This window comes from Jiella mangrovi, assembly GCF_017815135.1.
Lineage (GTDB): Bacteria > Pseudomonadota > Alphaproteobacteria > Rhizobiales > Rhizobiaceae > Jiella > Jiella mangrovi.
The window spans coordinates 48,187-74,159 of record NZ_JAGJCF010000021.1 but is presented as its reverse complement, the minus strand read 5'-3'; the positions used below and the strand labels follow the sequence as shown (position 1 = coordinate 74,159).

Sequence of the window (25,973 nt, the reverse complement as noted above, 5' to 3'; positions counted from 1 at the left end):
ATGACGATCAAGACAATTCTCGCCAGCGGCATCGCGATCGCATCCTTGCTGCTGGCTGGTTGCGCCGACGATCCGCGCCGCGCGTCCCTCAGCCCGGTCTCCGGATCCCAGGTCGCCGCCTATGCGGGGCCGGACAACATCGCGAATGCCGGGAGCATCGCGGCAGTCGACAAGCTGGACTACGCCGCCAGGGTCGATGACGGCTTTTCCCTGCCGGCGATCCCGACCGACAAGATCGACCCGCAGTTCCTGCGCCAGCGCGTGTCCTATCCGGAAGGGGCGAACTACGAGCCGGGAACGGTCGTGGTCGATACGCCGCATCGTTTCCTCTACGTGATCGAAGGCTCGGGCATGGCGATGCGCTACGGCATCGGCGTCGGCCGCCAGGGCTTCTCCTGGGCCGGCGATGCGGAGGTGCACGACAAGCAGCACTGGCCGAAGTGGTTCCCGCCGAAGGAAATGATCGACCGCAAGCCCGAGCTCGAGCCCTATCGCGAGGGCATGGATCCCGGCCTCACCAACCCGCTCGGCGCCCGCGCCCTCTATCTCTGGCAGAACGGCAAGGACACGCTCTTCCGCCTGCATGGAACGCCCGAATGGTGGACCATCGGCACGGCCGCCTCGTCCGGCTGCATCCGCCTGATGAACCAGGACATCATCGACCTCTACAACCGCGTTCCCCTGGGCGCCAAGGTCGTGGTTCTGCAGGGCAACGAGCGGCTCGCCAAGCGCTGAGCCGCGGCCCGGCCAGACGGCCTGAGGGCTGTCCGGATCGGGCGGCCCCTGCATCGGCAGTGCGCGCAACGCCCGTGATGACAATGCAAGACCGGTGTCGGCCACTCAGCCGACGCCGGTCTTTTCGTTTGCGGGAGATTTCCGGCGCAGCCGGCTCGCGTCGAAGAGCGCGGCGATTACGGCAGAGGGCACGGGCCGGGCCATCGGAGCGAACTGTCCGGTCCCGGCGCTATCGCGCGATATCGACCTTCATGGCGACGCCCGGTCGATGCGGGGGAGTTTTGATCGACCCGGCCGGGCTCCTTGCGATCCGGCCGCCAGCCCTGGCAAGGCGACCGAAGACGGGGAGGGCGTAGCCTGTTTGCTGGCGCGAGCCGGCATTTTCCGCATGGGATGCGGCGCTAATCTCTGAAAACGGGCCGATGCGCAGGATCGAAGGCCGGGCAGCGATGCGGGTTTCAAAATCCTGGAAACGCCCTGTCTGCGTCCGATAGGACGCGGGGCGCTCTAATAGGTGTTGTGGTTCAGGTGCTCGCGGCCGCCGATCAGCATCATCCACACGACGACGAACAGCATGAGCGACAGGACGAGAACCGTGAGGATCGTCCGCAGCCTTTTCGGTTCGTTCGCTTCGTCGGGAAGATTGGGCTTCACGATGGTCTCGAGATAGATCCGCTGACGCCTCGCCTCCAGCCGCGCCTGATCGATCGCCCGCGACGCGATGGAAAGGGCCTGATTGGCGATCTCCTTGCGAAGGGTGAGATTTTCGAAGCTGGAGATCTGGTTCGACAACGCGCCGCTGCCTCCGGCCAGCTTGGCCTTCTCCGCATTGATCTGATCCTGCAGGATCAGCGCCTTCGTCTTCAGCGACCCGAGGCCCGGACTGCTCGGCGAGAGCTGCGTCTGCTGTTCGATTTCCGCCCGTGTCCGTGCCAGCTCGGAGGCCAGCCCGGTGATGACGGTGGAGGTCGGGGCAGCTTCGCCCTGAATGTCGAGGAACTGTTCCTGGTTGCGGAACTTGGTCAGGTTGTCATGCGCCTCGGCGACGCGCGCCTCGGCCTGGGACAGGAATTCGTTGGCGTTGGAAACGGCATCCGCTTCGGCCCGCCGGTTCATGCGGTTGGCGAGCTGTTCTCCCAGATGCAGCAGCCTCTCCGCGACCTTCTGCGAATCCTCCGGCCGGAACAGGTCCACGGTCAGCTCGCTGATGCCCGTGGTGCTCTCGCGAATAGTCGAGACATGTGCGAGATAGCACGTGTAGAGCGTCTCGAACGTATGGCTGGACCACGGCTTGTAGCATTTCGAAACCGGGTCGGCGCCGTCGCGATTGAGATAGGTCTCCATCGGCAGCGTCTTCATCAGATCGTGCAGCGCGTCGCGCGACAGGATGTAGCTGTGGACTGCATAGCTGTCGTCGTCGGCCTTGGAGATGCCGAAGGTCTTCAGGATCGAGGTGAAGCCGCTGACATCCTGCGTCGAGGCACTGCGCACGATGTAGCGGCTTTCCGAGACATAGCGATCAGACGCGATGAAGCCGTAATAAATGGTGGTGACCAGCGTCGGTATGACGACGATGGCGAGGAAGAGGATCCTGCCGAAGCTGAACGTCGAGCGCAGCGAGCGGAGACGGGCCGATCCCTGCCCTCTGCCTCTCGCCTTCAGATCTTCGAATGTCGTCAACGCAGACAAGCATCAGTCCTCTTCAAACAGCCAGCCCTGCTATAGCGCAATCCAGGGCCGTGACGAACCGGCAATCCGGAAAAGGCCGCAAAATCGGCAATCTGCAGCGCGTTTCGGGGCCTCGTCCTCGGGCCGTCGGCACCGTGCCTCGGCCGCGGGCCGGCGGCGTCATGCCGCGATCGGCCGTAGATCCGGTGGAATGGCGGCATCGCCAGTTTCCCGTGGTATCGCATGACCTTCGCTGAAACCTGGTGCTGACCTTCGGCTTTCCGTCTCTCCATGCGAGAGTTGATCCTTACAGCATCGGCCCGAAAATCGGGAATCGATTTTCAAAAAGCATGATGCGTAGATTCAATAGGTTAGAGCGTCCTCTGTGCGTCCTTTCAAACGCACGGCGCTCCAGCCGCAAGCGCCGATCATCCCGTTCCGTCTGCAACTGCGACGCCATTCCGGCAATAATGCGGCTTTTGGGGCGGTCGTCTGGCTCACAGGGCGTCGTCGTAGACCGCCTTCATGCGCTCGGTAAAGCGCTCGGGCGAAAACAGCGCAGCCTGGGCGGGGCCGCGCCGTTTCAGCTCCTCGCGCAGATCCGCGTCATGGTCGATGGTCCGGATCGCGCGGCTGATCGCGCTCTCATCGTAGGGATCGACCAGGAGGCCGGCCTCGCCGACCACTTCCGGCAAGGAGCTGGTATTGGCGGAAATGACCGGCGTTCCGAGCAGCATCGCTTCGAGGGCGGGCAGGCCGAACCCCTCGTAGAGCGAGGGAAACAGAAGCGCCCGGGCGTTCTCGATCAGGCACAGGACCTGGGTGAACGGCAGGTAGGACAGATGGATGATCCGGTCGCTGAGGGTCGAAGGCTCGCCGTCGCGGGTCACCGGCGGGCGCTCGGAAATCCTCTGCAGCTTCTCGACGATCCGCTCATATCCCCAGCCAAGCTTGCCGACGATGACGAGGCGATGGTCGGAATCGGCCGCGAGATAGGCATCGATCAGACGCTCGAGATTTTTCTTCGGCTCCAGCGCGCCGACGAAGACGAAGTACTTCTGCGGCGTCAGGCCGAAGGCGTGGATCTCGCGGGTTTTCTCGTCTTGCGACCGGGCCAGGTATTCGTCCGGAAGGGAGACGGCCTGATAGGTGTTGACGACACGATCCTCGTCGATCGGAAAGCGCTCGAGGAAATCGCGCCTGGAGTTCTCCGAAACGGTGACGATCCGCTCGGCCTTGTCGGCGATGGCCTTGAGGGTCTTGTAGAAGGCCCGCTTGTTGTCGAGCGTCAGATGCGGCAGCCGCAGGGGCACGAGGTCGTGGACGGTGTAGAGGTTCGGGCAGCCCTTGATCTCGATAGCCGTCGGATGGGTGGCGTGGAACAGTCCGGGCTGACGCAGCGGCTTGACGGTGAGCCGCCGGCCGTAGCGCAGGAGGTGCTGGTCGGCGCGCATGAACAGCATCTCGATGGCCATGCGACGGCCATAGCCCGTGAGGCCTGGAAAGACGCCGCGATCGGAGATGAGGCCGGTCTCGGCCACCTCGATCGCATCGAGCGCCATGGGCGGCACGGTGAGATAGCGAAAGACCCGGCGATAGCGCTGCGAGCGGCTGATGCGGCCGCCCTGCCGGTTCGACATGTCGTAGAGCTGAACCTCGTTCCAGTCGGGCCGGTCGGCGCTGAGGCGGAACTGCGTGTCGAACAGGAGGTCGAGATCGTAGCCGAGATGCCTCAGACTTTCGGTCAGGTTGCGGGCATAGGACGCGATGCCGGTGCCATCCTTGATTGCGAGATTGCGGCCCTCGATCAAAACCGGTGCTGTCATCGAATTTCCGAGTTGGTATCGAAAGGAGGCTCGATACATGGGTGATTTGGTGCGGCTTGCATAGTCGAATGTCGGGCGAGCTTCGGCCCCAGCGCATGAAACGGATCGCGGGTCCACAACGGCGGGGCGGGATCGTCGAGCGAAACGGCGCCGGCGGCCTCCGCGATCGGCAAGCGGCCTACCGGCAGCGACGGGCCGCCAAGGCGGTGGTGCGGCTTCGGCTGCGTCATGCCATCGTCGCGGTGATCGCGGTCATGGCCTTTTCGACGTGCCGCTCCCAGCTCATCGGGACGTAGCCGGAGGCGCGATGCGCCCATTCGTCCCTGAGCGCGCTCGCGGACGGCGTCATCGCATCGACGGCCTGAAGCCAGGACGGACCGTCCACCGCACCCAGAAGCAGCGCCCGCCCGTCCGAGATTTCGCGGTGGACGGCGATGTCTGAGGCGATCACCGGCGTGCCGATGGCGAGCGCCTCGGCGACCGGAAGGCTGAAACCTTCGACGAGGGACGGGGCGAGAAGGGCGCGGGCGCCTCTCAGCAACGCAGAAAGGCCAAGGTCCGAAAGATCGGCCACCTCGACGAGATGGGGGCCGAGCTCGCGCGAGCGCTCCAGGATGTCGATGATGTTTTCGTTTTCCCAGCCGCGACGCCCGACGAGAACCAGCTTGGGCGCCTCGCTGCCGTATTTTTCGACCACGCCGCGCCAGACGTTGAACAGGAAATTCAGGTTCTTGCGCGGCTCGATCGTGCCGACGCAGACGAAATAGGGGGCGGCCGGAATGACCGACGCCTCGTGCTTTGCGGCCGTGAACCAGCGATCGACGGCAAGCGGCACCACCTCGATCCGGGGAACCGACCATCCCTGTTCGCTCATGTAGCGCGAGACCGCGGTTTCGGTGGCGGCCGAATTGGCGATGATCAGGCTGGCGCGATCGGCCACCGTCTTCAGCCTGGCATGATGGCGTGCGGCCGATCCGGGCGAGCAGAATTCGGGATAGTCGACCGGGATGGCGTCGTGAATGAGAAAGACCGACGGGATCTTCGGCGCGCTCAGCCAGGAAAAGCGCTCCGGCTTGTCGAGCTGGGTATGGGAGGCGTGGAAGTAGCCGCGTTTTTCACCCCGCGTTGCATTCACCTTGCGGCGCAGGAGCTGCGGCGCGCCGGCGATCTCGCGGAAGGGAAACTGCAGCGTCTTGGCGATGGCTTGCCGGCGGCTCTGGCGCTTCAGCGTGGTCGCGCCGACCTGGCGTGGATCGGGCTTTGCCTCGATCCTTCGCTTGAGGCTCATGTAGAAGGCGTCCTCGCTGCTGTCGATCCTGTCGCGCAGCCAGCCGCTCTCGATCTTCGCCAGATGCTCCCGCATGGTTTCGAGCGGGATCGCGCCGGTGGCCACAGGCGTCGTGATGACCGGGACGACCTCGTCATATTTCTGCTTCGAGACAAGCTCTTCGGCATAGGCATATTCGACCCGATCGATGCCCGTCGGCGCGCCTCTGAGGAGCCGCGAGGAAATCCGCGTGAGGTCGAGGAAGAAAGTCATGAAGGGCACTCTGGCGGCTGTCGGATGCCGCATCTGTTCGCAGGTGGGCTTGAAACGGCGGTGAGGTCGGCTGGCCTCCCCCTCGCTGACGCCGACTCTTCAAAGGGTCGAGTAAAGATCGAGGGCGAATTCGACATCGTCGAAGAGGCGGCTGCGGCCACGCTTCAGGACGAGGGCCTTGGAGCAGTATTCGAGGACGGTCTGCTTATGGTGACTGACGAGGATCATCGCGCAGTGGCCTCTGCGCCCGAACAGGGCGTCGCGGCACTTCTTCTGAAAGCGCTGGTCGCCGACGCCGAGGACCTCGTCGATCAGATAGCAGTCGAAATCGACCGCCATCGTCAGCGCGAAGGCGAGGCGCATCTTCATGCCGGACGAGTAGGTCTTGACGGGATAGCGGATATACCGGCCGAGTTCGGCGAAATCCTCGACGAAGTCGATCGTCTCCTGGATCGGCCGATTGTAGACACGGGCGATGAAGCGGATGTTGTCGAGACCGTTCATGCCGGGATGCACGCCGCCGCCGCCGAAGCTCAGCGGCCAGCACATGCTCAAGCCGCGATGGACGAAGCCGCCGGTGGGCTGTTCGACGCCGCCGATCAGCTTGACGAGGGTGGACTTGCCGGCACCGTTCTTGCCGAGAACCGCAATCTTCTCGCCAGGGCCGATGTCGAAGCTGATACCGTCGAGGACGCGCACGGTGCCGGCCTCGCCGTGATACGACTTCACCAGGTCATGCACGATGATCGAGCCTTCGCCCGGGGGCGAGCTTTCCTGCAGCTCGCCTGACGGGACGGTGCGCTCGCCTTCGAGCGTCCTCGTCCGCCCGCTCTTGGCGGACGGGGCGAGACCGGTCTCGGCGAGTTTGCCGACCGCTCGTTTGGCCGCCTCGGCGGCCTTTGCCGGCTTCATCAGCCCCATCATGTGGAGTGTTCCATCGTTTCCTTGAAGGCCGTCCGTGCGACGGTCCAAACGCCGAAGAAGATCAGCGCGACGACGCCCGTCCAGAACAAGGGCTGCGGATGGGAGGGGCGGTCGGGCAGGTTGGGCGTGGCGATGGTCTGAAGATACAGGCGGTTGGCAAAGGCCTCCTGGCGGGCTTCCTCAAGAGAAACATAGGCGTTCGTCAGAGCCTGCACTGCCAGATCGCGTTCAAGGGCCAGGTTTTCGTAGGCCGAGATCTTCGGCGCGAGCGAGGAATCGCTTCCGGCCAGCTCGCCGCGGATCTCCGCGACCTCGGAGCTGAGCGCCTTGCGCTGTTCGACGAGGCTTGCCAGACGCGGGTTCTTCGGGGCAGAGGCCCGCAACTGGGCGATCTGGGTATCGACGTTGGTGACCTGCTGGCTCAACTCGGTCATCAGGCCGAGCTGCGCCGTCGACTGAGCATTGGGATCGATGATGCTTTCGTTGTTGCGGAAGTCGGTCATCCGCTTCTGCACGCCCCGCACCCGATTCTCGTTCTCCTTGACGATCTCTTTGGCAAAGGCGATCGCGTCGTTCGTCGCCCGATCGTTCATGCGGTTGACGAGATTTTCCGCCTCCGTCAGGAGCGCCGTGGCGAGGTCCTTGGCGTCCTGCGGCGTGAAGGCCGTGACGTAGAGCGTCGAGATGCCGGTGTCGGAATCGAACTCGACGTCGACCGCGTCCTCCATGGCATTGAAGAGACCTTCATTGGTCTCGTCGTAGAAGAAACCCGGATAGGAGGTCAGAAAATCCGCCGACGGGTGCATCAGCTTGGTCTTCAGGTCGATGTGTTTGGCCAGATGCTCCGCCGCGTCGCGAGACTTGAAGTAGACGGCAATCGCCTCGCTCGAATCGTCGGAGCGACCGATCCCGGGTATGGCGGAACTCGCGCTCAGCGTCGCGCCGCCCCTGCGCACGATGTAGCTCGCCTCGGTGGTGTAGCGGTCGGCGGCGAAGAAGACGAGATAGATCGCGGTGACGAGCACCGGCAGGACGAAGATCCCGAGGAACAGCCATGGCGGCTTGCGGCCGCCGCCGGTCTTCTCGGCAATGACGTCGAGCCGGCGGATGCTGCCGGCCGCCTCCGGCCTCAGTTCCAGGCTCTCTGCGGTCGACGGCGCCCTCGGGGTCTTGGCCGGAGACCGGGAGGTCGGTGCGCTGGCGGGCAGGGACGGCGATGTCGGAAAATCCACCTCTCCCCGCCGACCTGCCACATCGACCTGCGGCGCGTTCGAAAATTGCGGCTCCGCCGGCGCGAACTGCCTTGCATCGCCGTCCGATGACCTGGCCGCGCCCCTTCTGCCCGCGCCCGGCTCGCCCCGTTTGGGCTGTGGTTGCAGGTCGTCGGTCTTGTTGCCGCGCGCCCTAAAAGCCTGGAAGTCGAGGGATTCGATCGACTGGAGGACCTTGCCGAGGCCCGTCAGCTTCTCGCGACCGCGGGGCTTCCTGGCGGCATCGGGCCGCGGGACACCGCCCGACGGTGCGGATCCGGACTGCGCATTGGAGCGGGGCTCTTCCCCGAATGCTTTGGCGGCGGTGGTCGACGAGCCGCCGGTGCGTTGCAGCGCCGTTCCCTGCGGGCCGGAAGCTCGCTTTTGACGGATGCGTTTGACGAAGGATGACATCAGCGACCTAACCGATATGGATATCGCTCTCGGCCCACTTCAGAACCGCAAGACCAAACGACATCGTGAGTATGCCACACATAAATAAATACCATGGATCATAGTAGTACGTGACCGACGGGCCGGTGAAGCCCGCGCGAAACATCTCCTGTGCCTGAATCATCGGAATCCAGACCATCACGCGGCGCAGCGATTCCGGCATCCAGACGACCAGGGTGAACGCGCCGGTGAGTGGCAGCGTGAAATACATGACCGGTTGGAGCATTCTCTCGAACGGCTTGGACTTTGCGCAGAACCCGCCGAGCATCATGGCGATGCCACCTGCGAACAACGTCATCAGCACCCAGGCGATCACCATGAGCAGCGGATCGTAGACGAACTCGACATAGCCGAGGAGGAAGAACAGCGTGTAGCAGAACAGGAACGACATGAACGTCGTGATCGATTCCATCAGGATCTGGGACAGAACCGTATCGACCACCCGAACGTCCTGATGGAAAAGCAAGCCGCCGCTCACCCGCAGAATGCCGGTGCCGCGCGAGACCATGTGGCGCCACAAAGTCAGCATCGAGTAGCCGGTCAGGGCGAAGACGATCATGGACAGGCCGTGGGTCGACGATCCCCTCATCAGCGACCACAGGAAGACAACGCCTCCGATCAGGAGGGCCGGTTCGCCGATCAGCCAGAGAAAGCCGATATTCTCGCGGCCATAACGTCCCATCATGTCGCGGATCATCAGCGCCCGGATCACCCGCCACTGCGTGGCAAGCCTTGACAGGAACGCTCCGGTTTTGGTGCCCAGCGGTGGTCGAGCCTTGCGCCGCCTCCCGCCGCGATCCGTTGCCAGCGTCATAGGGTTAGAACCTCGAATCTTCTCGTCGCGCCAGCGCTACCGCCGGCCCGAAACCGGGTGACCCGGCTTTTTGCGCAGACGAAGAGCTTTCCGATACCGGTTCGAAGCCGGTTTAGGCAAGCGCCGACATCGCAGGCCGAAGCTCGGCCTCACGCGTGCAGAGCGATATGCAGATCTTGTGCCGTTTTTGTGGTGATGAAGCCGAAGCGCATTTTTCGTCCCGTCGCTCGAGGGGAGGGCAGAAAGTGGCGCAGGCGAACTGTTGCAAATAACCAACACAATCTTATCAATTCCGCCGTTCCCCGGCGTAAGAGCGGCCTCTGTTTACCCTCGCCGACTTTCGTTGTGGCAGAAGTCGCGCAATGCCTGGGCTCGCCGTCGGCAGTTTGCCCGTCATCCGCTCCCCCTTGAAGGGGCCCGGCTGAAGGACGCGAGCCGCGGCGGCAGGCCTTGCTTTCGAGGGGTTCCGCGGGAATCCCGCAGCAAGGTCGGGCAAGGCTGGGCCCGGCCGGATTCCTCGGGCACCGAAAGACGGGCATGGAGAAACATTCGATGATGGCGACGAAAATGGCGCGGCGGCGGATCTTTGAAACAGCGAAGAAGTCGACCGTCATGGCCGAAGGGCGAGCCGTTTCGCGTGCGAGACTGATTCTGCCGGTGCTGGTGGCGGGGCTCTTGTCGGGCTGCGCCATGCTTCCGGCCGCCGGGCCGACGGCAGGGGCCTTTGTCGGCGACGTCGACGAGACGGCCGTCCAGTGGCGCAATGGCTATCTGCTCGTTCCCGTCAACAATAACGTTCTGGCCTATCAGCACGAAGAGCCCCGGCCGAGCTTTCGCGGCCTCGCCAGCCTTTCCCTGCCGGCAGACACCGGCATCGGCGTCGGCGACGTCGTGCAGGTGACGCTGTTCGAGGCCGGCGTCGGCGGGTTGTTCTCCTCGCTCAATGCCGGCGGTCAGGGCTCGTCCTCGGTCGCCCTGCCGCCGCAGCAGGTGGCGCGTGACGGCTCGATCACCATTCCCTATGCCGGGCGCATTCGCGTCGCCGGCTCGACGACGGCAACGGTGGAAAAGCGGGTCGTCGCCGCGCTCAAGGACCGGGCGATCGAACCCCAGGCCGTGGTGTCCGTCGCCGAGGGCAATTCGACCGCCGTCACCGTGACCGGCGATGCGATCGGGGGCATGTCCGTGCCGATCCCGACCTCGGGGCTGAAGATCCTTCAGCTGATCGCCAGGGCCGGCGGGCCGAAGACGTCGATCTTCGAGACCGCCGTGTCGCTGACCCGCGGCGGGCGGACGGTGCAGATGCCGTTTTCCGAACTCGTCAACGACCCGAACGAGGACGTCTATGTGCGGCCGGGCGACGTCGTGTTGCTCACCCGCCAGCCGCGGACCTATGTGGCGCTCGGCGCTACCGGCCGCAGTGCCCAGCTGCCGCTCCAGGGCTACGAGATGTCGCTGGCAGAGGCGCTGGCGCAGGTCGGCGGCCTCAACCCCAATCTCGCCAATCCGATGGGCGTCTTCGTGCTGCGCCGCGAGCCGGGTTCGGAGATGCTGGCGCGCTACGAGGGGCAGGCCTTCCAGCGCGTGACGCCGGGCGATCCGGCCGCGGCCTCGCTTTCCGGTGACATACCGGTCATCTACCGCTTCAACATGCGCGAACCGTCGGGGCTTCTCTACGCCCAGGATTTCAAGATCCATTCCGGCGACATGCTCTATGTCGCGACGGCGCCGTTCGTCCCGGTCAAGCAGGTGTTCGACGCATTCAGAGGTGTCGTCTCGCCGGTTCTCAGCACCGCCAACACCGCGGCCACGGTCTCGGAAAAGCTCGATTGAGGATTGCCCAGGCGATCGGGGCGCAGAGGGCTCTCGATCGCCGCGCAGGCTTCCCACCAGCGCTCCGGGGGCGTTCTCCCGGGCCGCCGCTGGCATCAGCTTTTGCGTAAGCTCTTCAGGGGCGTTGCGCGAACCGATCGACGAAGCCGCGATCGATCCGGTCCTTCAGCCGGTAGGCGAAGCGCGCTTGCAGCGCCAAGCCGTTGCGAACGGCAATCGCCTCGCCGTTCGACAGGGCGAGAAGCATCAGATAGGCGCTCTGGGCCCGATAGTTCCGCAGTCTGCCTCCTTCGATCGCCCGGCGAAGGTTCTCCGCCAGCACCGGTCCCTCACGCACGGCGAAGACGCCGGCCTTCGGCCGCTCCTGGCCGACAAGCGTCACGCAGTCGCCGGCGGCAAAGAGCGTGTCGTCGTCCACCGCCTGGAGGCTCGGGCGGACCTTGAGAAAGCCCGCATCGTCGACGGCAAGGCCTGACCGGCGAAGGATCGGCGGCGCTGCGGCGACCGTCGTCACGAGCACCGCATCGGCGCGGATCGACCGTCCGTCTGCCAGAATGACCGCATCCGCTTCGATCCGGGCTGCACGGATCCCCTCGATGCAATCGATCCCGGCCTCGTCCAGAGCGCGCCGGGCAAGGCGGCGACCGCGCTCCGGCAGGCCGTCGAGAAGCCGGCGGCCGGCGAGGAGCGTGATCCCGACGGGCCGCGGGGAGCGGACGCCGGCCTCGTCGGCGCGCTTTCTGAGGGCATGGGCGAGTTCGAACCCGGCCGGCCCCCCGCCGACGACGGCGACGTCGGCGATACTGCCCTCGGAGAGGCCGGAAAGGAGACCGGTCAGCTTCCGCCGGAAGGTCGAGATCGGCTTGACGACCAGGCCGTATCGCGCCGCGCCCTCGATCGAGGAGACGTCGGGCACGATGCCGATGTCGAGGGAGAGGAGGCCGTAGGGGAGGGGAGAATGGCCGTCGATCAGGACCGTGCGTTCGTCCCGGTCGATCGCGCTCGCCGCCGCATGGATGAACCTTGCGCCGGCCCGCTTCGCCAGGCGTTCGAGATCGATTTGGCCGCCATCGATCGGATACTGGCCGGAAACACGGCCGGGCAGCATGCCGGAATAGGGTGCCGTCGCCTCCTTTGCGACGAGGGTCAGCCGCACGCCGTCGAGCGGCTTTCTGGCGAAGGCCTCGAGGACGAAGAGATGGGCGTGGCCGCCGCCGATGAGGACGATGTCGCGCATGGCAGAGGCTATCGCCGATGCGGCGGCGGCCGGCAAGGCGCGGTTTGGCGCGGCGCCGCTTCTGTCGCCCGCCTCCGCGACCTCAGCCGAGAAAGCCGCCGATCAGCGCCGCGCAGAGCAGAACGGCACCGCCTAGCTGCAGCCATTCGAGCACCGGCTTCGGCGGGCGGTAGCGGCGCAGCTCGCCGCCGATCGGACGAAAACCATCGCTCTCGCCTTCGCCGTCGCGTTCGACGCAGCTCGCCATCATATGCCGCCCCCGTCATCGACCACCGTCGGATCGATCCGCCTGCTCTCCGGCAGGTGATCGGCACCAAACGCGACCGCAAGGAACGGCCGCAAAACGAAGTCGAGAACGGCAAGGACGAGCGCGAGGACCAGCGGCATCGTGAAGATCAGCGCCAGGAAGCCGACCAGCACCGAGCCGGCGATCCGCGCGCCGATCTTTGCCTTGCGGTGGGCGACGTCGTCGCGCGCGGCCTCGCCCAGCCACAGATCCCACACTCTTCTGAGGCCATTGCGCTCTTCGCTCGGGCTTTCCGCCGCAGCTTCTTCGGGACCACCGACCGAACGCACGACACCGAGGGCCACCGTCTCGTTGCTGACCGGATCGATGAGGATGAAGGCGCCGAGTTCGCGATTCTGCTCGTAGGTGAGCGCGACGATCGGCCGCTCGGCGGTGAGGGCGACCCGGCCGATCTCGTTCATGGTCAGGGCGTCGGCGGGCTTGGCCTCGTAGGAGTGAATGTCGATCGCCGCGTCAAGCGCCGACAACGTCACCGGCGTCTGGACGCTGCCGAGCTTGAGGATCAGCCGTCCGCCGCGGATCAGCGGCCGGCTCGCCATCCACAAAAGATCGCCGGCAAACTGGCGCGAGACACCCGCCGGGGCGTCCGCGGAGGTCAGAACGTCGCCGCGCGAGACGTCGATCTCGTCACGAAGCGTTATCGTCACGGCCTCGCCCGCCTCGGCGCTGCCCACCTCGCCATCGGGGCCGTAGACGGCCTTCACATGGGAGCGCCCGCCCGACGGCAGCGCGACGATGGCGTCGCCTTTGGTGATGCGACCGCCGACGATCGAGCCTGAAAAGCCCCTAAAATCGAGATTCGGCCGATTCACCCACTGCACCGGCATCCGGAACGGCTCGGCGCCGGCATCGAAAGTCTCGGGCTCGACCGACTCGAGGCGCTCAAGGAGTGTTTCCCCGTCATACCAGGGGGTGTTGGCCGAGCGCGCGACGATGTTGTCGCCAGCCTTCGCCGAGACCGGCACGAAGGTGACGTCTGTGAAGGCGAGCTGCGGCAGGATGGCCTGATAGCCGCGCTTGATCTCCTCGAACCGCTCCTCGGAATAATCGACGAGGTCCATCTTGTTGACGGCGATGATCACCGACTTGATGCCGACGAGGGACGTGATGAAGGAATGCCGCCGGGTCTGCGGCAGGATGCCCTTGCGCGCGTCGACGAGGATGATGGCGAGCTCGGCCTGGGAGGCACCCGTCGCCATGTTGCGGGTATATTGCTCGTGACCCGGCGTATCGGCGATGATGAAGGCGCGGTTGCCGGTGGAGAAATAGCGATAGGCGACGTCGATGGTGATGCCCTGCTCGCGCTCGGCGGACAGCCCGTCGACGAGAAGGGCGAAATCGAGATCCTCGCCGGTCGTGCCGAATTTCTTCGAATCGCGCTTCAGCGCCTCCATCTGGTCGTCGAAGACGGAATTGGTCTCGAAGAGCAGGCGGCCGATCAGCGTCGACTTGCCGTCGTCGACGGAGCCGCAGGTGATGAAGCGCAGAAGCGAGGCGGCCGGCGCGACGACCGGCTGCATATGCGCCTGCGGATCGACCACCGCGCCGGAGGCCACATCGTCCGGCGCAGGGCCGGCGAATGCCTCGTCCGCAAGGGCTGCCGGCGTCGAGGTCTGGGCGAGATCCGCCTCGTCGGGAAGGCGTCGGGCCTGGAGTGAACCGGTCATCAGAAGTAACCTTCCTGCTTCTTTTCTTCCATCGATGCGCCCGAATCCTGGTCGATGACCCGGCCCTGGCGCTCGGAAACCCGCGAGCCGCGCATTTCTGAGATCACGTCCTGAAGGTTGGTGGCGGTGGATTCGACCGCGCCCGTCAGCGGGTAGCAGCCGAGCGTGCGAAAGCGGACCATCATCGTCTCGACGCTCTCGCCGGGCTTGAGCTCCATGCGCTCGTCGTCACGCATGATCAGCGCGCCGTCGCGCCTCACGATCGGGCGGGGAGCGGCGAAATACAGCGGCACGACGGGAATGTTCTCGATCGCGATGTAGTCCCACACGTCCTGCTCGGTCCAGTTGGACAGGGGGAAGACGCGGAAGCTCTCGCCCTTCTTCTTGCGGGTGTTGAAGAGCTTCCAGGGCTCGGGCCGCTGGTTCTTGGCGTCCCAGCGATGCTCGGGCGTGCGCAGCGAGAACACGCGCTCCTTGGCGCGGCTCTTTTCCTCGTCGCGCCGCGCCCCGCCGAAAGCCGCGTCGAACTTGTACTTGTCGAGCGCCTGTTTCAGCGCCTCGGTCTTCATCACGTCGGTGTGGACGCGCGAGCCGGAGGAGAACGGGTTGATGCCGGCCCGAACGCCCTCCTGGTTGGTGTGGACGATGAGATCGACGCCGAGCTCCCGGGCGATCCGGTCGCGGAATTCGATCATCTCCCTGAACTTCCAGGTCGTATCGACGTGAAGCAGCGGAAAGGGCGGTTTGCCGGGCTTGAAGGCCTTCATGGCGAGATGCAGCATCACCGCCGAATCCTTGCCGATGGAATAGAGCATCACCGGGTTCTCGGCGCTCGCCGCCACCTCGCGGATGATGAAGATCGACTCTGCCTCGAGCCGTTGAAGATGGGTCATGTGCTTCATTGGGTGGAAGCCCTTGTTGTTCGTACGGAGGTGTCGCTTCTGTCGCGGAGCGGACGCCTTCCAACCAGACGCAGCCACGAGGGAGGCGGCGCCAGCATCGATGTCGTCATCCTTGGACCTGTCCCGAAGGATGACGGCGCGGAGAGGGTTGGCGTTCGCCCTGCGTCGCGGCGGACTGCCGACGGTCCCGAGCGCCCCTCGCCCTTCGAGGCCGCCTGCAGCGGCACCTCAGGATGAGGGGCTATTGAAACGCCGCGCCGCTCCCGGTTTCGTCATCCCGGGCCTGACCCGGGATCCATTCCAAATCGTTCGAGCAGCCAAGTCGGATCGGACCCACGCGCCAGGTCACGAACCGGTTCGTCGCTGTGCCGCAGAGGCATGGATCCAAGGTCAAGCCCGGGATGACGAGGCTTTGATGGCTGCGCCGGGCGCCCCTCGCCCTTCGAGGCTCGCTACGCTCGCGCCTCAGGATGAGGGGCTACTGGGATGCCGTGTTGCGACTGCCCGCGACGTGTCCCCTCATCCTGAGGTGCCGCCGCCGGCGGCCTCGAAGGACGAGGGCAGCACATCTCAGGCCCCGGCGACCTCGCTCGAGGCCGTGGCGGCTGGCACGTGCAGGCCGCATTCCCGCTTGGTGTCGTCCTCCCACCACCAGCGGCCCGCCCGCTCGGGCTCGCCGGGCTGGATGGCCCGCGTGCAGGGCGCGCAGCCGATCGAGGGGAAGCCCTTGTCATGGAGCGCGTTGACCGGAACGCCGTGGTCGGCATTGAAGCGGGCGATGTCGTCACGCGACAGATCGAGCAGCGGGTTCGCCTTGATGAGCGACTTCTGGGTTTCGTAATTGACGAACGTCATCGACAGCCGGTTCTGCGACTGGTCGCCGCGAAGGCCGGTCACCCATGCCGCGGCGCCGTCGAGCGCCCGGCCGAGCGGCTCGACCTTGCGAATGCCGCAGCAATTGAGCCGGAATTCCTTGGCGTAGTAGAAACCGTCGATCCCCTGTTCCTCGATCAGGTTCTCCAGCGCTTCGCCCTTGGGATATTTGGCGTGGATGCGCTTGCCGTATTTTTCCTCCGACAGCCGCCAGACGTCGTAGGTCTCCGGATAGAGCCGGCCGGTGTCGAGGGTGACGACCTCGATCTTGATGTTGTTGGAGAAGATGAGATGGGTCAGCATCTGGTCTTCGAGGCCAAGACTGGTGGTGAAGACGATGCGGCCCTTCACTTCCTCGCGCAGCTTCACGAGACGGTCGAGAGGAGACAGCTGGCCGAAATCGGCATTGAGCGTTTCGGCGAGGCGTGCGGGATCCTGGGTCATGCGCTTGCTCCTTTGCGCGCGGCATGGCGCTTTTGAAGAATGCTCGGCCCTCTCCCGTAGCCGCTCTGATAATGATCGCTCATCGTATCCTTGGCCGCCAGCCATTGCTGCACCGGCTGCCGGTTCGCCAGCGTCTCCGGCAGCTCGACCTCGGTGAATCCGCAGGCGAGCGCGTCGGCGAACTCATCGGCGATCAGCGGGCCGGAGGCGCGAAGAACCCCCTGATATCCCTCGCGCAGGATCTTCTGCGCCAGCGAAAAGCCGCGCCCGTCGGCGAAGGCGGCAAATTCGACCGCAACCAGCGAGACTTTCGCAAGATGCGGGGCGACGTCCTCGATCGCGGTCGAACCCGTCACCGAGAGGCCGAACTCGGCCTGCGGACGGACCTTCGCATATTCTGCCACGAGCCACAGCGGGATCAAAACGGGGCCATCGGCGGCAAGCGCCGCCTCCAGCGTATCGGCGCGGGTGAAGCGGTCCTCCACCGCGCCCTGTTCGGTGATCAGCGTCATCAGCCGACGGCCTCCGTCTCGAGTGTCCGGCTTTCGATGAAGGCGGTGAACCCGGCCTTGAACGGCTCGGGGCCGGTCCGGCGGACGGTCTCCATGAAGCTTTCGCCACCTTGTTTCTCGCCAAGATAGGTCTCGACGATCGCCTCGATCGCGGCCGGCACGTCCGCCGCGTCGATGCCGGGGCCGAGCCGTTCGCCAAGGGCGGCATGCTCGCTGGCATCGCCGCCGACGGTGATCTGGTAGTTCTCGCGGCCGCCCTTTTCGAGCCCCAGAATCCCGATCGCACCGACATGGTGATGGCCGCAGGCGTTGATGCAGCCGGAAATCTTGATCGGCAGGAGGCCGATCTTCTTCTGGCGCTCCTCGTCAGCGAAGGTCTTGGCGATCGCCTGGGCGATCGGGATCGATTTCGCCGTTGCCAGGGCACAGTAGTCGAGGCCCGGGCAGGCGATGATGTCGGTGATCAGGCCGGCATTGGCGGAGGCGAGGCCGGCTTCCTTCAGCGCCGCGAAAACGGCCGGGACGTCGTCCTGCTTCACATGCGGCAGGACGAGGTTCTGGCTGTGGGTGACGCGGAACTCGTCGAAGGAATAGCGCTCGGCGATGTCGGCGAAGGCACGCATCTGGGCGGCACTCATGTCACCGGGCACCGCGCCGATCTCCTTCAGCGCGATGGTGAGCGCGATATAGCCCGGCTGCTTGTGGGCAAAGCCGTTCTGCTCGACGAAGCGTGCGAGCGCCGGATCGTTGGCCTGCGCCTTCGCGAGCGTCGCCGACGTTTCGGGCAGCGTCTCGTAGGCGGGCGAGGCGAAATAGGCCGCGATCCGCTCGACCTCTTCCTGCGGCGCGTTGATGGTCGGTCCATCCAGCTTGGCGTATTCCTCTTCCACCATCGCGCGGAACTCGTCCTCGCCGGTTTCGTGGACGAGAATTTTCACGCGTGCCTTGTACTTGTTGTCACGCCGCCCTTCGGAATTGTAAACGCGCATGACGGCTTCGAGATAGGCGAGAAGCTCGCTCTTCGGCAGGAAGTCCTTGATGATCTTGCCGATCATCGGCGTCCGGCCGAGCCCGCCGCCGACGCTCACCTCGTAGCCGATCTCGCCGGCATCGTCGCGTTTCAGCTTCAGCCCGATGTCGTGGACCTTGATCGCCGCGCGGTCGTGCTCGGCGCCGGTCACCGCGATCTTGAACTTGCGCGGCAGCCAGACGAATTCCGGATGCAGGCTCGACCACTGGCGCAGGAGCTCGGCGGTCGGGCGCGGGTCCTCGACCTCGTCTTTGGCGACGCCGGCAAACTGGTCCGACGTCACGTTGCGGATGCAGTTGCCCGAGGTCTGGATGCAGTGCATCTCGACATCGGCAAGAAGGTCCAGGATCTCAGGCACATCCTTCAGCTTCGGCCAGTTGAACTGCAGGTTCTGGCGCGTGGTGAAGTGGCCGTAGCCCTTGTCGTAGGTCTCGGCGATGTGCGCCAGCTGGCGCAGCTGACGGCTATTCATCGTGCCGTAGGGCACAGCGATGCGCAGCATGTAGGCGTGGAGCTGGAGATAGAGCCCGTTCTTCAGCCGCAACGGCTTGAACTCGTCCTCGCTCAGCGAGCCGTCGAGCCGCCGCTCGACCTGGCCGCGGAACTGGGCGACGCGTTCGCGCACGAAACGTTCGTCGAATTCATCATAGCGGTACATGATGCGTCCCTTGTGGTCGGCGCCGGGGCGGTCGGCCCGCGCGGCGCAACTTCGAAAAATGTCAGTCGAGCGGCGCGAACTCGGCCTGCTTGCCCATGTCGGGGTGGATCGACGGCCCGCGCTGGCGCATGGCGTCGCGGAAATGCCGGGCAAGCGGCAGGCCGCTTTCGGTCAGATCGACGGGCACGAGATAGGGGTCGATGACGATGTTGGCGCTGGCTGCCGCTTTGCCTTCGGCCTCCATGGCTGCCGAAGTTTCCGCATCGTGCGCGATCCGGGCCGCTGACGGGTCGAGGGTCCAGCCGCTTTCGCTCAGAAAGACGGTGTCGCCCTCGAGCAGGTGGCTCGCCATGAGGATCGCCGGCAGCTTGTCGCCGCGAACCTTCGATCCCGCGCGGTGGTCTTTCGCCATCGTCTCTCTCCGTCGGCCGGTTCCCGGCGATAAAAGAAGCATCGTCCGATGGGATCGATGCGCCATGCCGGTCTGGTGACGTTCTAGATAGGCTGGATCGGCGAAACGATCACGGGCGCGGATTGTCTTGTGAGGCGCAGAAGGGAAACAAATTACCCCGATGGCGCGGCTTGGCGGAACGAATCGCTCAGCTCCCCGAGGGTGCGGCCGATCGATGGGGCGAGCTCGTCGCTTTCGTCCCGGCGCGGGCGATGTCGCGTCTGCAGGGCATCGAACTTCGAAGAACGAGGCCTTCCTTCACGGTCTCATGAAGGATGCCCGCCTGGCTGAGCGCCATCCGGCAGGGCGCGCGCCTTAAGTGCGGCCGCGCTTGACCTTCTTCTTCGGAGCGGCGCGTGTCGGGGCCGTGGGCTCTTCGGGAGCATCCGCCTCGCGGGCCAGCCGCATCGCCTTCAATTTGGCCGACTTTTCGCGCGTCGCGTCGGACTCTTCGCGGATCAGGGTCATGGCAGACCCCTTTTCATGGCGTTCGACCGGCGTTCCGAAGACCCGCTCGGCCCGATCAAGGGTTTTCTGATTCATGTTGGTCTCGCTCGTCGTCAGGCGTCAAAGCGCCGTTCGCGTCCGCTTCGATTGCGGGGGACGCGAGGAGATCGTCTGATCACCGCATGCTGCCCTGCCGGCTGATCTTTCGGACCGGGCCTTCGTTGAAGATAGATAGGGCGACAAACTGTTCCGCACAGGCATGGTGCTTGTCGGGGCCATTCGGCATTTCACCCGGCAGCGCGCGGCGCGGCGGCGTTCCGCCAACAAAAAAGGCCGGGCGAACCCGGCCTTCCTCTATCGCCTGACGACGCTGCCGGTACATCCGTGGTCAGCGTCCTGAAGCAAGTGGCTTAGACAGCCTGCAGATTGTCGGCCGACGAACGGCCGGTGCGGCGGTCCGTGACGACTTCGAACTGCAGCTTCTGGCCTTCGACGATGGTGCCGAGGCCGGCGCGCTCAACGGCCGTGGCATGGACGAAAACGTCCTGCGAACCGCCTTCGGGAGCGATGAAGCCGAAGCCTTTTTGAGTATTGAAGAACTTTACGGTTCCGACGGGCATGGCGATCTCCTTCGTATCGACATAGTGATGCGGATCAGGCCGAACGCCTGGTCCTTGGCTTTTCGATTTTGAAGAGAAGATCAGTCGGTGCGCCTCTGTCCGATGCGGGTGTGTGAGACACCTCAAGCCGAAGCGGCTGGCGCGGAACCGAAATTTTACAAGCAAGATCGATGGGTTGAATATGCCCGCTATCGATGGCGGGCGCAAGGCGGGCAGGGGCGTTTATTTTTTTCGGCGCTTGCGTCAGCATCCCTGACCTACCGGCCGTTGGCGTTGTCCTGGCGCCTGCCGGCGCGGTGTTTCCGCCCGCTCCAGGCCTCAACCTAAAGTTCGATTTGCCCTTGAGGCAGAGGCCGTTCACTATGGCGACGGGCAGCGCGCAATGGTCGGTGACGGCGGTTGTGCGACGGTCGCCATCGACAGGAGGTGTCGATGGCCATCGCGGTGCCCGAACGGGTTTTCATGGGAGGAAACAGCATGAAATTTCTGAAGACGGTTCTCTTGGCGGGAGCCGCCACGGCTCTGGCGGGCGCGGCCAGCGCGCAGGATGCCGGCGGCATCAGCAACGACGCCGTCAAGATCGGCATGATTCTCGACATGTCCGGCGCCTATTCGGCGCTCGACGGCGAGGGGTCCGTCGCGGCGGTCCAGATGGCCATCGACGAGATGGGCGGCCAGATCGACGGCAAGCCGATCCAGCTTCTGTCGGGTGATCACCAGAACAAGGCGGATATCGGCTCCAACATCGCCCGCCAATGGGCCGATCAGGACCATGTCGACCTGATCCTGGGCGGCGCCAATTCCGGCGCCGGCATCGCGCTCCAGGGCATCACCTCGGAAAAGAACGTCGCCTACATCAACAACGGCGGCGCCACCAACGCTCTCACCAACGAGAACTGCGCGCCCGAGACGGGTCTCCACTGGACCTACGACACCGACGCCCTCGCCAACGGAACGGCCGTCGCCATGGTGAAGGAGGGCGACAAGTCCTGGTACTTCATCACTGCCGACTACACCTTCGGGCACAATCTGGAAAAGACTGCGGCGAATGCCGTAAAGGCCAATGGCGGCGAGGTGGTCGGCCAGGTCGCCGCGCCGTTCCCGACGCCGGACTTTTCCTCCTTCCTCCTGCAGGCGCAGGGCTCGGGTGCCCAGGTGATCGGCCTTGCCAATGCCGGCACCGACACCCAGAATTCGGTCAAGCAGGCGCAGGAATTCGGCATCGTCCAGGGCGGCCAGAAGCTCGCCTCGCTTCTCCTCTTCCTCACCGACGTCGACGCCCTCGGCCTCGACGCGGCGAAGGGGCTGACGCTGACCACCGGCTTCTACTGGGATCTCGACGACAAGGCGCGCGAATGGAGCGCCAAGTTCGAGGAGAAGACAGGGTCGAAGCCGACCATGGTGCAGGCCGGCATGTATTCCTCGGCGCTGCAATATCTGAAGGCCGTCAAGGAGATCGGAACCGACGATCCGAAAAAGGTCATCGCCCAGCTGAAGACCATGCCGATCGAGGACGCCTTCGCCCGCAATGGCAAGGTCCGCGCCGACGGTCTGATGGTCCACGACATGTTCCTCGCCCAGGTGAAGACGCCGGAGGAGAGCAAGGAAAAGTGGGACTACTACAAGATCATCCGCACCATCCCCGGCGATCAGGCCTTCCAGTCGATCGCCGACGGCAGCTGCGAGGCGGCGAAGACCGCCGCCAAGTGATGTGATGGCGGGGGTCCGTGGGTTTTGCACCTGCGGACCAATTGTCGCCGTCTGGAAGCAGAAGCCCCCTCGTCCTGAGGAGCGACCCGAGCCAAGCGAGGCGAGCCTCGAAGGGCAAGGGGGCTTCTGCCGGCTCGGTGTTTTCTTCTCGTTTCAAGAGGCAGATCCATGGACGCGCGCCCGCGCGCTTCGAGACTCGCCTGATCATATATCGGTCGAGTCTCGGAATGGGGGCGCTCAGGCTTGAAGCGCCATGCGTCCGAATGGACGCTCAGTGCGCGACACGATCCTTAAGGGGGCACGACTTGATCGAGAAGGCGCAGCATTCGACGCTTCGTCATTCTGGGGCCCCGTCCCGAGAATCCAGAAACGTCTGACACAACAGAAGCTTAAACGGCGCACTGGATGCTCGGGACGGGGCCCGAGCATGACGAGCGCGATAAAAGCGGACGCCTGTTCTACAGCATCGGCGCGCTCGTCAGAATGTGCGAATGAGGCAGCGCATCCTGAAATGCGGGCGTCCCGCCTATGACTTCACCGCTCAGATCGCCTCGCCCCTCAACAATCGCGGGCTCGGCCCCTTGGTTAGCCCTGCGGCCTGGCCGATGAAGAAGTCCTTCAGCGACGGCGCCCGGTCGACCAGCGACAGGCCGAAGGAGCGGGCCATGCGCAGGACCGTGTTGTCGTTGGAAAACAGGCGGTTGAGGACGTCGGTGGTGACGCCCATCTGGACGGTGTCGAAGCGCCGCCAGCGCTGGTAGCCCTCCAGAACGTCGATCGCGCCGATGTCGAGGCCGCGGCGTTCGGCATCGACGACGGTTTCGGCGAGGGCCGCCGCGTCCTTGAAGCCGAGATTGAGGCCCTGGCCGGCGATCGGGTGGATGCCGTGGGCGGCGTCGCCGGCAAGGGCGACGCGCGGTTTGACGAAGTCGCGGGCGAGCGTCAGGCCGAGCGGAAAGGCGCGGCGGGGCCCCTCGACGGTGAGTGCGCCGAGGCGGTGGCCGAAGCGCTGTTCGAGTTCCAGCTCGAACACCATGTCGTCGGCATTGACGAGGCGCTCGGCCTCCCGGGTCGGCTCGGTCCAGACCAGCGAGGAGCGGTTGCCCTTGAGCGGCAGGATGGCGAAGGGGCCGGAGGGGAGAAAGTGTTCCTCGGCCCGGCCCTCATGCGGGCGCTCGTGGCCGACGGTTGCGACGATGCCGGACTGGCCATAGTCCCAGTAGAGCGTGCGGATGCCCGCCATGTCGCGGATCGCCGACTTGACGCCGTCGCAGGCGACGAGCAGCCGCGCGGCAAGCGTCGATCCGTCCGAAAGCCGGACATCGACATGGCCGACGGCCTCGGTGATGCCGGAAACCGCAAGGCCCTGGCGGATGGAAATGCCGAGTTCGCCGGCGCGGTCTCGCAAGGCGCCGTTGAGCGCGACATTGGGGGTCATATGGGCGAAGGGCTCGCCCGGCTGCGCTTCGCCGCCGAAGGTGAGGAAGACCGGGCGGACCGCATCGGCGGCCTTGGAATCGGTGACGATCATCTCGGTGATCGGCTGCGCCTCGCCGACGATCGAAGGCCAGATCTGAAGCTGATCGAGCATCTTGACGGCGGCGGCGGCGACGGCCGAGGCGCGGCCGTCCTTTTTCCACACCTCGTCGGGGGCCGCATCGACGATCGAAACGGTGAGATGCGGGGCTGCCTGCTTGATGGCGACGGCCGTCGTCAGGCCGACATAGCCGGCGCCGGCGACGAGAATATCGACCCTGTCGTCCGGCCTGTTCGCGGTCGTTTCGCTCATCGTCTCGTCTCCACGGGCTGCCGGTCACGTCCGAACGGGCGGCCGCCTTCTCTGTGTGCATGAAAAGGCCGCGTCGGGCAGAGCCCTTCCAAGACCTTTGCGATCGATGCGGGCACCTTGTACGAACGGGGCGCCCAATGCGGAGTATCTATGGATGAGCGACCCGGTTGAACAGCTTCTGACGATCCTCGACCTCGAAAAACTCGAGGAAGATCTGTTTCGCGGGGTGAGTCCGGACAATGGATGGCAGCGCGTTTTCGGCGGGCAGGTGATCGCCCAGGCGCTGACTGCCGCGATCCGGACCGTCCCGCCGGAGCGCGCCTGCCACTCCCTGCATTGCTATTTCATGCGGCCGGGCGACCCGGCGGTGCCGATCGTCTACAGCGTCGACCGGATCCGGGACGGGGGCTCGTTCACCACCCGCCGCATCGTCGCCATGCAGCATGGCAAGGCGATCTTCTCGCTGTCGGCCTCTTTCCAGAAACACGAAGAGGGCTTCGAGCATCAACTGGCGATGCCGGACGTTCCCCGGCCCGACGAGCTGCCCGACAGCAAGGCGGTGGAAGAGCTGTTCCTGAAGAACGCCTCGCCCGCGGTCCAGCGCTACTGGCAGCGGCAGCGGCCGATCGAGTTCCGCCCGGTTCGCCTCGAGCACTTCCTGTCGAACGAAAAGCTCGAGCCGTACCAGCACAGCTGGGTGCGCTGCCGCGGCGATGTCGGGGACGATGCGGCCCTCAACACCGTCGTCCTCGCCTATCTCTCCGACATGACCCTGCTCGACACGGCGCTCTTTGCCCATGGGCTTTCGGTCTTCGACGAAAGGGTCCAGGCGGCGAGCCTCGACCATGCGATGTGGTTTCACCGGCCGGCGCGGGTGTCGGAGTGGATGCTCTACACCCAGGATTCGCCGTCCTCCTCCGGCGGGCGAGGGCTGACGCGCGGCTCGCTCTACGGCCTCGACGGCACGCTGATCGCCTCGGTGGCGCAGGAAGGGCTGATCCGGCCGAAGCGGTGATTTCTCGGCGTGATCTCTGGCCGGATCTTTGGGCGGCCGGTCAGGTCATGGCGCAGGAAGCGGTCGTCTCAGGTCTGTTGATAGACGCCGACGACGCGATCGAAGTCGTGTCTGGTCAGGTCATCCTGACGGATGAGGAAGAAAATCGTACCCTCGATCAGATCGGCCTGCATCCAGTCGGCGAGATCGAGCTGGAACAAGAGCCGCCACTCCACCGCGCGTTCCTTGATCATCGCCTTGTTCGCCTGCCATTCCTGCGATGACAGGTCCTGCTTGCCGAAGGTCGAGACGACGACGGCATCGTAGCGCGGATCGTCCTGCTCGGGCTGGGGGCTGCCGAGAAGCTGTTGGCGCTTGCCGCTGCGGCGCGAGTCGAACCCCTCCTGGAATAATTCGATGGCCTCCTCGTAGTCGTCGCGAAAATCGTCAGTCGCCGGTGACTGGGATCTCACCTGGAGGTCCGGGATCGCCGCAATTTCCAGCGAGGCCGGATCGGGAAGCTTGAACACCTTTCGCAGCTTTATTTCGCGCCCGACGGCGGCAAAATGCGTTCCCGCTGTCTCGGGCGGACGGGCGCGACCAAATCGCTCCTGGATTTTCGCCATCTCGGCCCTCTCGGCAGCGGCGGCTTCGGAAAGCTCTGCGTGCATCGGCAGCGGCGCGAGATCGCTTTCGGCCGACTGGTCGTAGACGACGCGAACGGGCCGCGATCCGGCTTCCCAAGGTAGGACGGGGAGATCGGCGAAGAACAGCAGCCTGCCGGCATCCGGCAGGTCGGCGGCGATGTCTCCCAGCGCCGCGGCGTCTTTCAGATCCAGCTGCGCGATGAAGGCAAAGGGCAGATCAGCCGCAAGATGCTGGCGGAGCGTCTCGCCACGGCCGCGATCGGCGATCTCGGCGGGGTCTTCGGGTGGTGTCGGGCTCGGCCAGACGCTGCCTGGCGCCATGTCGGGCGTGCCACCGAGCCGTGAGCCCCCGGTCTTTCGGACACTGTCCGGCAGCGGCGCAAAGACGATCGCCGGAACCAGTGCCTCGACCACGATATCCAGCTGCGGTCGGTCGAAAAGCGCTTCCAGGGCGGCTGCGGCGTCGTTGAGACTCTCGAACATGAACTCATCCCGTTGGGCCGCATTGCGGCGGTTCGTCGGTCTGCCGATGGCAACCGCCTACGGCCCGTCGTCCGACGGCCATGAACCTAACTCATGCGGGCGTCAGATCCAGCTGTTCACCGAGCCCTTGCGAAGCAGGGGATGACCGTTGCAAACTGC

24 protein-coding genes are annotated in these 25,973 nt (G+C 65.1%); 4 read left to right on the top strand and 20 right to left on the bottom strand.

Annotated elements, in window-relative coordinates:
- Window positions 1-735, top strand: coding sequence for a L,D-transpeptidase (locus J6595_RS20090; protein WP_209597084.1), 735 nt, complete (start codon window positions 1-3; stop codon window positions 733-735).
- A gap of 507 nt (window positions 736-1,242) precedes the next feature.
- On the opposite strand, the gene J6595_RS20085 is transcribed toward J6595_RS20090, so the two are convergent.
- The 7 genes from J6595_RS20085 to J6595_RS20055 all read right to left on the bottom strand — a co-directional run bounded on the left by J6595_RS20085 (window position 1,243) and on the right by J6595_RS20055 (window position 9,210).
- Window positions 1,243-2,424, bottom strand: coding sequence for a KpsE/RkpR family capsule polysaccharide export protein (locus tag J6595_RS20085; protein ID WP_209597082.1), 1,182 nt, complete (start codon window positions 2,422-2,424; stop codon window positions 1,243-1,245).
- A 476-nt stretch (window positions 2,425-2,900) separates the two neighbouring features.
- Window positions 2,901-4,229 carry a glycosyltransferase family 4 protein gene (locus J6595_RS20080; protein WP_209597081.1) on the bottom strand — a complete coding sequence of 443 codons (1,329 nt, stop codon included), beginning with the start codon at window positions 4,227-4,229 and terminating at the stop codon, window positions 2,901-2,903.
- Entirely contained in the window at window positions 4,226-4,459 is a 234-nt protein-coding gene (locus tag J6595_RS20075; RefSeq protein WP_209597080.1) for a hypothetical protein, read from the bottom strand. Before J6595_RS20075 ends, J6595_RS20080 begins: the two co-directional genes overlap by 4 nt.
- Window positions 4,456-5,769 (bottom strand): glycosyltransferase family 4 protein, encoded by a 1,314-nt coding sequence (locus J6595_RS20070; RefSeq protein ID WP_209597077.1) that lies wholly within the window; start codon window positions 5,767-5,769, stop codon window positions 4,456-4,458. The genes J6595_RS20075 and J6595_RS20070 overlap by 4 nt, the downstream gene beginning before the upstream one ends.
- Before the next feature lie 99 nt (window positions 5,770-5,868).
- Complete coding sequence (locus J6595_RS20065; RefSeq protein ID WP_245198897.1) at window positions 5,869-6,693, bottom strand: ABC transporter ATP-binding protein; 825 nt, start codon at window positions 6,691-6,693, stop codon at window positions 5,869-5,871.
- Window positions 6,690-8,357: a KpsE/RkpR family capsule polysaccharide export protein gene (locus J6595_RS20060; protein ID WP_209597075.1), complete on the bottom strand. Its 1,668-nt coding sequence runs from the start codon at window positions 8,355-8,357 to the stop codon at window positions 6,690-6,692. Before J6595_RS20060 ends, J6595_RS20065 begins: the two co-directional genes overlap by 4 nt.
- A gap of 7 nt (window positions 8,358-8,364) precedes the next feature.
- Window positions 8,365-9,210: an ABC transporter permease gene (locus J6595_RS20055; protein WP_209597073.1), complete on the bottom strand. Its 846-nt coding sequence runs from the start codon at window positions 9,208-9,210 to the stop codon at window positions 8,365-8,367.
- 537 nt (window positions 9,211-9,747) lie between these two features.
- On the opposite strand from J6595_RS20055, the gene J6595_RS20050 reads away from it, so the two are divergent.
- The gene (locus J6595_RS20050; protein WP_209597072.1) at window positions 9,748-11,043 is read left to right on the top strand and encodes a polysaccharide biosynthesis/export family protein; all 1,296 of its coding nucleotides are present in this window, start codon (window positions 9,748-9,750) and stop codon (window positions 11,041-11,043) included.
- 115 nt (window positions 11,044-11,158) lie between these two features.
- Here the strand turns inward: J6595_RS20050 and J6595_RS20045 are convergent, their stop codons facing one another.
- From J6595_RS20045 to J6595_RS19995, 11 genes are all read right to left on the bottom strand, one after another.
- A complete protein-coding gene (locus tag J6595_RS20045) occupies window positions 11,159-12,280 on the bottom strand; it encodes an FAD-dependent oxidoreductase (protein WP_209597069.1) in 1,122 nt (373 codons plus the stop codon).
- An 82-nt stretch (window positions 12,281-12,362) separates the two neighbouring features.
- The gene (locus J6595_RS20040; RefSeq protein WP_209597067.1) at window positions 12,363-12,527 is read right to left on the bottom strand and encodes a hypothetical protein; all 165 of its coding nucleotides are present in this window, start codon (window positions 12,525-12,527) and stop codon (window positions 12,363-12,365) included.
- Window positions 12,527-14,254: a sulfate adenylyltransferase subunit CysN gene (cysN, locus tag J6595_RS20035; protein WP_209597065.1), complete on the bottom strand. Its 1,728-nt coding sequence runs from the start codon at window positions 14,252-14,254 to the stop codon at window positions 12,527-12,529. Before cysN ends, J6595_RS20040 begins: the two co-directional genes overlap by 1 nt.
- On the bottom strand, window positions 14,254-15,156 hold the full coding sequence (cysD, locus tag J6595_RS20030; RefSeq protein WP_209597063.1) for a sulfate adenylyltransferase subunit CysD: 903 nt from the start codon (window positions 15,154-15,156) through the stop codon (window positions 14,254-14,256). Before cysD ends, cysN begins: the two co-directional genes overlap by 1 nt.
- 570 nt (window positions 15,157-15,726) lie before the next feature.
- Window positions 15,727-16,473: a phosphoadenylyl-sulfate reductase gene (locus J6595_RS20025; protein WP_209597061.1), complete on the bottom strand. Its 747-nt coding sequence runs from the start codon at window positions 16,471-16,473 to the stop codon at window positions 15,727-15,729.
- Complete coding sequence (locus J6595_RS20020; protein WP_209597059.1) at window positions 16,470-16,985, bottom strand: DUF934 domain-containing protein; 516 nt, start codon at window positions 16,983-16,985, stop codon at window positions 16,470-16,472. Before J6595_RS20020 ends, J6595_RS20025 begins: the two co-directional genes overlap by 4 nt.
- Window positions 16,985-18,673 carry a nitrite/sulfite reductase gene (locus J6595_RS20015; protein ID WP_209597056.1) on the bottom strand — a complete coding sequence of 563 codons (1,689 nt, stop codon included), beginning with the start codon at window positions 18,671-18,673 and terminating at the stop codon, window positions 16,985-16,987. The genes J6595_RS20020 and J6595_RS20015 overlap by 1 nt, the downstream gene beginning before the upstream one ends.
- Window positions 18,674-18,734: 61 nt before the next feature.
- Entirely contained in the window at window positions 18,735-19,085 is a 351-nt protein-coding gene (locus J6595_RS20010; protein WP_209597055.1) for a DUF2849 domain-containing protein, read from the bottom strand.
- A 354-nt stretch (window positions 19,086-19,439) separates the two neighbouring features.
- On the bottom strand, window positions 19,440-19,667 hold the full coding sequence (locus J6595_RS20005; RefSeq protein WP_209597052.1) for a hypothetical protein: 228 nt from the start codon (window positions 19,665-19,667) through the stop codon (window positions 19,440-19,442).
- Window positions 19,668-19,746: 79 nt separating this feature from the next.
- Window positions 19,747-19,953, bottom strand: a complete 207-nt coding sequence (locus tag J6595_RS20000) for a hypothetical protein (protein ID WP_209597050.1) — start codon at window positions 19,951-19,953, stop codon at window positions 19,747-19,749.
- A 28-nt stretch (window positions 19,954-19,981) separates the two neighbouring features.
- Entirely contained in the window at window positions 19,982-20,191 is a 210-nt protein-coding gene (locus J6595_RS19995) for a cold-shock protein (protein ID WP_134762967.1), read from the bottom strand.
- 477 nt (window positions 20,192-20,668) lie between these two features.
- Between J6595_RS19995 and J6595_RS19990 the strand changes: the two genes are divergently transcribed.
- A complete protein-coding gene (locus J6595_RS19990; protein WP_209597048.1) occupies window positions 20,669-21,901 on the top strand; it encodes an ABC transporter substrate-binding protein in 1,233 nt (410 codons plus the stop codon).
- Window positions 21,902-22,442: 541 nt separating this feature from the next.
- Here J6595_RS19990 and J6595_RS19985 read toward each other — a convergent pair.
- Complete coding sequence (locus tag J6595_RS19985; RefSeq protein ID WP_209597046.1) at window positions 22,443-23,690, bottom strand: ubiquinone biosynthesis hydroxylase; 1,248 nt, start codon at window positions 23,688-23,690, stop codon at window positions 22,443-22,445.
- Window positions 23,691-23,844: 154 nt separating this feature from the next.
- Here J6595_RS19985 and tesB point away from each other — a divergent pair, with 154 nt between their 5' ends.
- Window positions 23,845-24,705 carry an acyl-CoA thioesterase II gene (gene tesB, locus J6595_RS19980; protein WP_209597044.1) on the top strand — a complete coding sequence of 287 codons (861 nt, stop codon included), beginning with the start codon at window positions 23,845-23,847 and terminating at the stop codon, window positions 24,703-24,705.
- 68 nt (window positions 24,706-24,773) lie between these two features.
- On the opposite strand, the gene J6595_RS19975 is transcribed toward tesB, so the two are convergent.
- On the bottom strand, window positions 24,774-25,814 hold the full coding sequence (locus J6595_RS19975) for a DUF1963 domain-containing protein (protein WP_209597042.1): 1,041 nt from the start codon (window positions 25,812-25,814) through the stop codon (window positions 24,774-24,776).
- Window positions 25,815-25,973 lie beyond the last annotated feature (159 nt).

What these genes read in the sequence shown, in the direction of transcription:
- J6595_RS20090 (WP_209597084.1), top strand. Translation starts at nt 1, where the DNA reads ATGACGATCAAGACAATTCTCGCCAGCGGCATCGCGATCGCATCCTTG.
- J6595_RS20080 (WP_209597081.1), bottom strand. Translation starts at nt 4,229, where the DNA reads ATGACAGCACCGGTTTTGATCGAGGGCCGCAATCTCGCAATCAAGGAT.
- J6595_RS20075 (WP_209597080.1), bottom strand. Translation starts at nt 4,459, where the DNA reads ATGACGCAGCCGAAGCCGCACCACCGCCTTGGCGGCCCGTCGCTGCCG.
- J6595_RS20070 (WP_209597077.1), bottom strand. Translation starts at nt 5,769, where the DNA reads ATGACTTTCTTCCTCGACCTCACGCGGATTTCCTCGCGGCTCCTCAGA.
- J6595_RS20065 (WP_245198897.1), bottom strand. Translation starts at nt 6,693, where the DNA reads ATGATGGGGCTGATGAAGCCGGCAAAGGCCGCCGAGGCGGCCAAACGA.
- J6595_RS20060 (WP_209597075.1), bottom strand. Translation starts at nt 8,357, where the DNA reads ATGTCATCCTTCGTCAAACGCATCCGTCAAAAGCGAGCTTCCGGCCCG.
- J6595_RS20055 (WP_209597073.1), bottom strand. Translation starts at nt 9,210, where the DNA reads ATGACGCTGGCAACGGATCGCGGCGGGAGGCGGCGCAAGGCTCGACCA.
- J6595_RS20050 (WP_209597072.1), top strand. Translation starts at nt 9,748, where the DNA reads ATGGAGAAACATTCGATGATGGCGACGAAAATGGCGCGGCGGCGGATC.
- J6595_RS20045 (WP_209597069.1), bottom strand. Translation starts at nt 12,280, where the DNA reads ATGCGCGACATCGTCCTCATCGGCGGCGGCCACGCCCATCTCTTCGTC.
- J6595_RS20040 (WP_209597067.1), bottom strand. Translation starts at nt 12,527, where the DNA reads ATGGCGAGCTGCGTCGAACGCGACGGCGAAGGCGAGAGCGATGGTTTT.
- cysN (WP_209597065.1), bottom strand. Translation starts at nt 14,254, where the DNA reads ATGACCGGTTCACTCCAGGCCCGACGCCTTCCCGACGAGGCGGATCTC.
- cysD (WP_209597063.1), bottom strand. Translation starts at nt 15,156, where the DNA reads ATGAAGCACATGACCCATCTTCAACGGCTCGAGGCAGAGTCGATCTTC.
- J6595_RS20025 (WP_209597061.1), bottom strand. Translation starts at nt 16,473, where the DNA reads ATGACCCAGGATCCCGCACGCCTCGCCGAAACGCTCAATGCCGATTTC.
- J6595_RS20020 (WP_209597059.1), bottom strand. Translation starts at nt 16,985, where the DNA reads ATGACGCTGATCACCGAACAGGGCGCGGTGGAGGACCGCTTCACCCGC.
- J6595_RS20015 (WP_209597056.1), bottom strand. Translation starts at nt 18,673, where the DNA reads ATGTACCGCTATGATGAATTCGACGAACGTTTCGTGCGCGAACGCGTC.
- J6595_RS20010 (WP_209597055.1), bottom strand. Translation starts at nt 19,085, where the DNA reads ATGGCGAAAGACCACCGCGCGGGATCGAAGGTTCGCGGCGACAAGCTG.
- J6595_RS20005 (WP_209597052.1), bottom strand. Translation starts at nt 19,667, where the DNA reads ATGAATCAGAAAACCCTTGATCGGGCCGAGCGGGTCTTCGGAACGCCG.
- J6595_RS20000 (WP_209597050.1), bottom strand. Translation starts at nt 19,953, where the DNA reads ATGTACCGGCAGCGTCGTCAGGCGATAGAGGAAGGCCGGGTTCGCCCG.
- J6595_RS19995 (WP_134762967.1), bottom strand. Translation starts at nt 20,191, where the DNA reads ATGCCCGTCGGAACCGTAAAGTTCTTCAATACTCAAAAAGGCTTCGGC.
- J6595_RS19990 (WP_209597048.1), top strand. Translation starts at nt 20,669, where the DNA reads ATGAAATTTCTGAAGACGGTTCTCTTGGCGGGAGCCGCCACGGCTCTG.
- J6595_RS19985 (WP_209597046.1), bottom strand. Translation starts at nt 23,690, where the DNA reads ATGAGCGAAACGACCGCGAACAGGCCGGACGACAGGGTCGATATTCTC.
- tesB (WP_209597044.1), top strand. Translation starts at nt 23,845, where the DNA reads ATGAGCGACCCGGTTGAACAGCTTCTGACGATCCTCGACCTCGAAAAA.
- J6595_RS19975 (WP_209597042.1), bottom strand. Translation starts at nt 25,814, where the DNA reads ATGTTCGAGAGTCTCAACGACGCCGCAGCCGCCCTGGAAGCGCTTTTC.